The organism is Kitasatospora sp. NPDC091257, assembly GCF_044757675.1.
Taxonomy (GTDB): Bacteria; Actinomycetota; Actinomycetes; order Streptomycetales; family Streptomycetaceae; genus Kitasatospora; species Kitasatospora lactacystinica.
This window is the reverse complement of the sequence record NZ_JBIVVI010000381.1, coordinates 1-7,199: the sequence shown is the minus strand read 5'-3', so window position 1 is coordinate 7,199 and position 7,199 is coordinate 1. Positions and strand designations below refer to the sequence as shown.

The 7,199-nt window shown below is 72.2% G+C and carries 7 protein-coding genes; all 7 read right to left on the bottom strand.

Features of this window, described 5'->3' with window-relative positions; all coding sequences use genetic code 11:
- Window positions 1–26 precede the first annotated feature (26 nt).
- On the bottom strand, window positions 27–470 hold the full coding sequence (locus ACIQOV_RS19010) for a hypothetical protein (RefSeq protein ID WP_401049824.1): 444 nt from the start codon (window positions 468–470) through the stop codon (window positions 27–29).
- A gap of 297 nt (window positions 471–767) precedes the next feature.
- Window positions 768–2,057 carry an MraY family glycosyltransferase gene (locus tag ACIQOV_RS19005; protein ID WP_401049822.1) on the bottom strand — a complete coding sequence of 430 codons (1,290 nt, stop codon included), beginning with the start codon at window positions 2,055–2,057 and terminating at the stop codon, window positions 768–770.
- A gap of 172 nt (window positions 2,058–2,229) precedes the next feature.
- Entirely contained in the window at window positions 2,230–3,510 is a 1,281-nt protein-coding gene (glyA, locus tag ACIQOV_RS19000) for a serine hydroxymethyltransferase (protein ID WP_401049819.1), read from the bottom strand.
- Window positions 3,511–3,655: 145 nt separating this feature from the next.
- Complete coding sequence (locus tag ACIQOV_RS18995) at window positions 3,656–4,297, bottom strand: protein-tyrosine-phosphatase (protein WP_355252781.1); 642 nt, start codon at window positions 4,295–4,297, stop codon at window positions 3,656–3,658.
- A gap of 32 nt (window positions 4,298–4,329) precedes the next feature.
- Window positions 4,330–4,977 (bottom strand): L-threonylcarbamoyladenylate synthase, encoded by a 648-nt coding sequence (locus ACIQOV_RS18990; RefSeq protein ID WP_359899969.1) that lies wholly within the window; start codon window positions 4,975–4,977, stop codon window positions 4,330–4,332.
- A gap of 180 nt (window positions 4,978–5,157) precedes the next feature.
- Window positions 5,158–6,024, bottom strand: coding sequence for a peptide chain release factor N(5)-glutamine methyltransferase (prmC, locus tag ACIQOV_RS18985; RefSeq protein WP_401049816.1), 867 nt, complete (start codon window positions 6,022–6,024; stop codon window positions 5,158–5,160).
- A gap of 58 nt (window positions 6,025–6,082) precedes the next feature.
- Window positions 6,083–7,159 carry a peptide chain release factor 1 gene (gene prfA / locus ACIQOV_RS18980; RefSeq protein WP_387690898.1) on the bottom strand — a complete coding sequence of 359 codons (1,077 nt, stop codon included), beginning with the start codon at window positions 7,157–7,159 and terminating at the stop codon, window positions 6,083–6,085.
- Window positions 7,160–7,199 lie beyond the last annotated feature (40 nt).

Below are 7,199 nucleotides of genomic sequence, written 5' to 3'. Positions count from 1 at the left end.
CTCGTTGGGGGGACAGTTGGGCCTCGTCACTGTTGACGCCCCTTGTCGGAGGGCTTGTCGCCCTTCTTTTCGGAGGCGTCGGGGTCGACGTAGAAGGTCTTGGCCTTGAGCGCACCACGCACCTGGAAGCCCGTCCAGATCAGGGCGCAGCCGAGCAGGGTGAAGGCGAAGGCCTGCCGGTTGAAGAGATCGGTGTCCTTGAAGACCGCGAGCACGATGCCGACCAGCAGGATCTGCGTGGTGTACACCAGCAGCGCCGCGGCCATCATGATCTGCGGGTTCGACCTGGTCAGCCGGTCGAGCGCGAACTGGCCGGAGGCGAAGAAGGCCATCACGAGCAGCGCACCGAAGAGGGCACCGAGCAGGCCCTTCCCACCGGCGACGGCGAAGCAGATCGCCATGGCGATGATCCCGGCGGCCGCAGTGGGAATCGCGGCGCCTCGGAGGATCCGGGCGTCGGTGGACGGCATGTCGGCAGCTCCGGCGGCATGTCGATGTGGCGGGGGACGGGCACAGCGGTGGCGGGTGACACCGGACCGAGGCATCGCCGCGGGCCGCCCATCGAAACGGCGGGCCCGGTGAGGGAGACCGACAGGGACGGAAGTCATCCACCTGTCAGGTCTTTCGGCGTGTTCTCGGTACTCGTGAACGGTATCACAAACTATTTGATGAGAGCTTTACCATGAATATGTGGCACCTGTCACACCAACGGCGCAACGGATCCGCCATTCGAGTGAACGCCATCGGATGGACCCTCAACTCCCTTGTCAGTGGCGGCCGGTGGCCTTGTGGTGGGGGTCGACCGCGGTGGAGCCCACGCCGGAGTCCCGGCCGGCTTCACCGAGGAGTTGCTTGTCCTTCGCCGACAGTTCGGCCATCGGACCGCTCTGCTGCCGCCGGTAGCGCGGGGGGACGAAGGACTGCACCGCCCGCGGGGCGCGCGGCCGGAACCGCGGGGTGAGCAGCACCACCAGGCCGACCAGGCAGAGCCCGGCGAGCGTCAGGACGACGGTGCGGCCGGTGTTGGTCACCGAGAAGGCCACCGAACCGAAGGCGATCAGCGCGGCCCAGAAGTACATGATCAGTACGGCGCGGCTGTGCGAGTGACCCACCTGGAGCAGCCGGTGGTGGAGGTGGCGCTTGTCCGCGGCGAACGGGGACTGGCCGGCCCAGGTGCGGCGCACCACCGCGAGCAGCAGGTCGGCCAGCGGCAGCGCGATGACCGTCAGCGGCAGCAGCAGCGGGATGTAGATCGGCACCAGGGCGTGCACGGCGGCGGTCTGCGAACCGGTCTCGTTGCTGATCAGGTCCGGGTCGACCCGGCCGGTGATCGAGATCGCGGCGACGGCCAGCATCAGGCCCAGCATCATCGAGCCGGAGTCGCCCATGAAGATCCGCGCGGGGTGCATGTTGTGCGCCAGGAAGCCCAGGCACATGCCGATCAGCAGCACGCTGAACAGCACGGCGGGGGCCGCGTCGGTGATCGTGTAGCCGTACCAGAGCCGGTAGCTGTACAGGAAGAAGGCCATCGCGGCGATGCAGACCATGCCGCCGGCCAGGCCGTCCAGGCCGTCGATGAAGTTCACCGCGTTCACCATGACGACGACCAGGGTGACCGAGATGACCATGCCCTGGGTCGGGCTGACCGCGACCGGGCCGACACCGGGCACCGGGAGGGTGATCACCGTGACGCCCTGCCAGACCATCACGCCGGCGGCGATCATCTGGCCGCCGAGCTTCACGAGCGCGTCCACGCCCCACTTGTCGTCGAGGACCCCGAGCAGGAACATGATCCCGGCGCCGGACAGCAGCGCGCGGATGTCGGTGCCCTGCGAGAACACCTTGCTCAGGTTGTCGAGCTGGGAGGCGACCAGGATGCCCGCGCACAGTCCGCCGAACATCGCGATGCCGCCGAGCCGCGGCGTGGGCTCGCGGTGCACGTCGCGGGCGCGCACCGGCGGCATGGCGCCGGCCGCGATGGCGAACTTCCGGACCGGGCCGGTCAGCAGGTAGGTGACGGCGGCGGTGCAGAACAGCACCAGCAGATACTCACGCACCACTGGCCTCCTGCATCACTGTCGAACGGGGAAGTACCGAAGGTACTCCCCTGCCTTCCCGGGGTTCGAGGTGCGTCGCCACGGCACACACCTTATTGAGTCGGACGCCGGGACCGTGCATCGCGGTTCGCCCTCCCGGGTAGGAGATCCGGATACCCGCGGAGAACCTCCGTCAGCCACGGTCGGCGAAGGCCAGCGCCAGCTCCCGGACCCGCGCCGCGGCGGGGGCGACCGCGCCCCCGGCGAGCACCCGCGCGATCAGCCCGGCGATCTCCGTCAGCTCGGGCTCCCCCATCCCCTGGCTGGTCACCGTGCCCGTGCCCAGCCGGATGCCGGAGGCCTCGGCGGCCGGCGCCGGGTCGTACGGCAGCGCGCACTTGCCGAGCAGCAGCCCGGCCGCCGCGCAACGCCGCTCGGCCTCCGCTCCGGTCACCCCGAGCGGGCTCACGTCGGCGGTCACCAGATGGGTGTCGGTGCCGCCCGTCAGCGGGCGCATCCCGGCCTCCGCGAGCCCGCCGGCGAGCGCCCGCGCCCCGGACACCGCCCGCTGCGCGTACGCCCGGTACGCGGGCCCGGAGGCCTCCGCGAGGGCCACCGCCTTGCCGGCCACCTCGTTCATCGCCGCACCGCCCTGGCTGAACGGGAACACCGCCCGGTCGATCCGCTCGGCCAGCTCCGCGGTGCACAGCAGCAGCCCGCCGCGCGGACCGCGCAGGAGCTTGTGGGTGGCCGCCACGGTGACGTCCGCGTACGGCACCGGGGAGGGCGCCACCCCGGCCGCGATCAGCCCGGTGGTCTGCGCGGCGGAGGCGATCAGATAGGCGTCCACCTCGTCGGCGATCTCCCGGAACGCCGCCCAGTCCGGGTGCCGGGGGTGCGAGATCGAGCCCGCCACGATGGCCTTGGGGCGGTGCTCCCGGGCCAGGTCGCGGACCTGGTCGAGGTCGATCAGCCCGTCGCTCTCGCGCACGCCGTAACCGGTGAAGGCGAACCAGCGCCCGGAGAAGTTGGCGCGCGAGCCGCAGCTGAGGTGGCCGCCGTGCTCCAGCGACATCGCCAGCACTCCGTCGCCGGGCCGCAGCAGCGCCGCGTACGCCGCCAGCATCGCCGAAGTCGCCGACCGCGGCTGGACGTTGGCGTGCGGGGCGGCGAACAGCTCACGGGCCCGGTCGATCGCCAGCAGCTCGGCGGCGTCCGCCAGCGCGCAGCCGGTGTGGTGCCGGCGGCCCGGGTAGCCCTCGGCGTACTTGTCGATCAGCGGGCCGGTGAGCGCCGCCAGGACGGCGGGGGTGGTCAGGTTCTCCCCCGCCAGCAGCTGGATCGTTTCGGCGCGCCGCTCGGCCTCCGCGGCCAGCAGGTCGGCCAGCTGCGGATCGGCCCGGTGCAGCGCCTCGGACGCCCAGGGGCGCCCGGTCGTCGTGGTGGGGTCGGTCGCGGCATCGGTGACGGTCATGGCGGGGCTCCCGGGCGCTGCGGGGACTGTGTCACCCAGCGTAGGACCGCCGACCGCGCCCGGCCCGCCGAGCCACGGCCGGACGGCCCCATTCAGCGCCTCGGCGCCCGCCCGCGGGCCGTCAGCGCGGCGCGGCGCGGGGACGTCAGCGCGGCGCGGGGACGCCGGTGAGCGCGGTGACCACCGGGTCGACCGCGTGGAATATCTCCTCGCCGCAGTTGCGGAACATGCCGATCGGCGCCCCGTACGGGTCGTCCAACTCGTCCGACTCCGGGGTGGCGGCCAGCAGCCAACCGCGCAGCGCGGCGGCCGCCCGGACCAGCGCGCGGGCCCGCTCGGTGACGTCGGCGCCGCGCCGGGGGTCCGGCAGGGTGCCCGGGTCTATCGTCCGCACCAGGCGGGTGAACTCCTTCAGCGTGAAGGTGCGCAGCCCCGCCTCGTGACCCATCGAGATCACCTGGGCGCGGTGGTCCAGCGTCGCGGTGAGCACCAGGTCGGCCTCGACCACGTGCTCGTCCAGCAGCTCGCGGCCGGTGAAGCCCCCGCTGTCGGCGCCGTACTCGTCGAGCACGGTCGCGGCGTGGTCCTCCATCGGCGCGCCCTCGTGGCCCCAGGTGCCGGCGCTCTCGACCAGGATCCGCCCGGCCACCCGGGGGCTCAGCCGGGTGTCCAGCTCACGCCGGGTCAGCCGCTCGGCGATCGGCGAGCGGCAGATGTTCCCGGTGCAGACGAACAGGATCCGGAAGTGGTCCAGCGGCCTGGGGCCCACGCTCAGGTACGGCGCTATGCCCGGCCCGGCGTGGAGCGAGGCGGTGGGCGTCAACTGCCGGCCTCCAGGTCGGGGACGACCTCCCTCAGCTGCTCGACACTGATCGCACCGGCCCGCAGCAGGACCGGGACCTTGCCCGTGACGTCGACGATCGACGAGGTGGCGGAGTCCTCGGCCGCCCCGCCGTCCAGGTAGACCGAGATCGCGTCGCCGAGCTGGGCCTGGGCCTCGTCGCAGGTCAGCGGGGGCGTCCCGCCGATCCGGTTGGCGCTGGAGACGGCCAGCGGGCCGGTGGCGTTCAGCAACTCGATGGCGACCGGGTGCAGCGGCATCCGGACCGCGACGGTGCCGCGGGTGTCGCCGAGGTCCCAGCGCAGCGAGGGCTGGTGCCGGGCGACCAGGGTGAGCCCGCCGGGCCAGAAGGCGTCGACCAACTCCCAGGCCTGCTCGGAGAAGTCGGTGACCAGGCCGTGCAGGGTGGTCGGCGAGCCGACCAGCACCGGCGAGGGCGTGTTGCGGCCCCGGCCCCGGGCGGCCATCAGCTCGGCGACGGCCTCCGGGGAGAAGGCGTCCGCACCGACCCCGTACAGGGTGTCGGTGGGCAGCACGACGAGTTCGCCGCGGCGGACGGCCGAGGCGGCCTCGCGCAGACCGGTGGCGCGGTCCCCGGCATCGGCACAGTCGTAGCGGCGGCTCATCGGTGCGGTCCCCTTCCGGAGTGGCTCATGGCAGTCACTACGGCCGCCACTGTGGTCACAGCGCGGCCTTGCGCGCTGTCGTGCAGCGCTTGGTGTTCACGACCCGACCCTCCGGGCGGTCGTACTGCGCCCGACTGTTCACGACCCGACCCTCCGGGCGGTCGTACTGCGCCCAATTCTTCACGACCCGACCCTCCGGGCGGTCGTGAAGCGCGGCCGGTTGTTCAGGTCGCGGTGGTCGGCGGTGTCCGTCCAGCCGTGTTCCTCGTTGAAGATCCACGGCACCTGGCCGCCCTGCTGGTCGGCGTGCTCGATGACCACCGCGCCGCCCGGGCGCAGCAGTCGGGCCGCGACCCGCTCGATGCCCCGGATGGTGTCCAGGCCGTCCTCGCCGGAGAACAGCGACATCTGCGGGTCGTGGTCGCGGGCCTCCGGCGCGACGTACTCCCACTCGGTGAGCGGGATGTACGGCGGGTTGGAGATGACCAGGTCGAAGCGGCCGTCCCAGGAGCGGTCGTCCTCGAAGGCCCTGGTGGCGTCACCGGCGTGCAGGGTGACCCGGGCGCGGTCCGGGCTGGCCTCGATGTTGCGCCGGGTGTACTCCAGCGCGCCCTCGTCCAGTTCGAAGGCGTGCACGGTCGAGCGCGGCAGCTCCTGGGCCAGGGCGAGGGCGATCGCGCCGGAGCCGGAGCACAGGTCCACCACCAGCGGCTCGGCCACGTCCATGTCGCGCACCGCGTCTATCGCCCACTCGACGACCGTCTCGGTCTCCGGCCGGGGCACGAACACCCCGGGGCCGACCTCCAGTTCGAGGTAGCGGAAGAACGCCCGCCCGGTGATGTGCTGGAGCGGCTCGCGCGCCTCGCGGCGGGAGACGGCCTCCCAGTAGCGGGCGTCGAAGTCGCCGTCCTTCACCGTGTGCAGCTGGCTGCGCTTGACGTTGTGGACGTAGGCGGCGAGCTCCTCCGCGTCGAAGCGCGGCGACGGCACGCCGGCCGCGGCCAACCGCTGGGTGGCCTGGGCCACCTCGGCGAGCAGCAGGTTCATCCGTACGACCTCTTGTTTCTCCGGCTCCGGGCGAAACGCGGGCTGGGGCGCGCCGGTCTCAGTTCTCTTGGGCCGCGGCGAGCTTGGCCGCCGCGTCCTTGTCGACGCAGGACTGGATCACCGCGTTCAGGTCGCCGTCCAGGACCTGGTCCAGGTTGTACGCCTTGAATCCGGTGCGGTGGTCCGAGATGCGGTTCTCGGGGTAGTTGTACGTGCGGATCCGCTCGGAGCGGTCCACGGTGCGGACCTGGCTGCGGCGCGCGTCCGAGGCCTCCCGCTCGGCCTCCTCCTGCGCGGCGGCCAGCAGCCGCGAACGCAGGATGCGCATCGCCTGCTCCTTGTTCTGGAGCTGGCTCTTCTCGTTCTGGCAGGACGCCACGATACCGGTCGGCAGGTGGGTGATCCGGACCGCGGAGTCGGTGGTGTTGACCGACTGGCCGCCGGGGCCGGAGGAGCGGTAGACGTCGATCCGCAGGTCGTTGGCGACGATCTCGACCTCGACCTCCTCCGCCTCGGGGGTGACCAGCACGCCCGCCGCGGAGGTGTGGATGCGGCCCTGCGACTCGGTGGCGGGGACGCGCTGCACGCGGTGCACGCCGCCCTCGTACTTCAGCCGGGCCCAGACGCCCTGGCCGGGCTCGGTGCTGCCCTTGGTCTTCACGGCCACCGAGACGTCCTTGTAGCCGCCGAGGTCGGACTCGTTGGAGTCGATGAGCTCGGTCTTCCAGCCGACCCGCTCCGCGAAGCGCAGGTACATCCGGAGCAGGTCGCCGGCGAACAGCGCGGACTCCTCGCCGCCCTCGCCCGCCTTGATCTCCAGGATGACGTCCTTGTCGTCGCTCGGGTCGCGCGGCACCAGCAGCAGCCGCAGCTCCTCGGTGAGCTCGTCCCGGCGTGCCTCGGAGTCCTTCACCTCGGCGAGGAACTCCGGTTCCTCGGCGGCGAGTTCGCGCGCGGCCTCGATGTCCTCGCCGGCCTGCCGCCACTGCCGGTAGACCCGGGTGATCGGGGTCAGCTCGGCGTACCGCTTGGCCAGCTTGCGGGCGTTGTTCTGGTCGGCGTGGACGGACGGGTCGGCCAGCCTCGTTTCGAGGTCGGCGTGCTCGACGAGGAGCTCTTCGACTGCCTCGAACATGGGGTGGCCTTCTTCCCGGGGACTCGGAAACGTGTGGGGG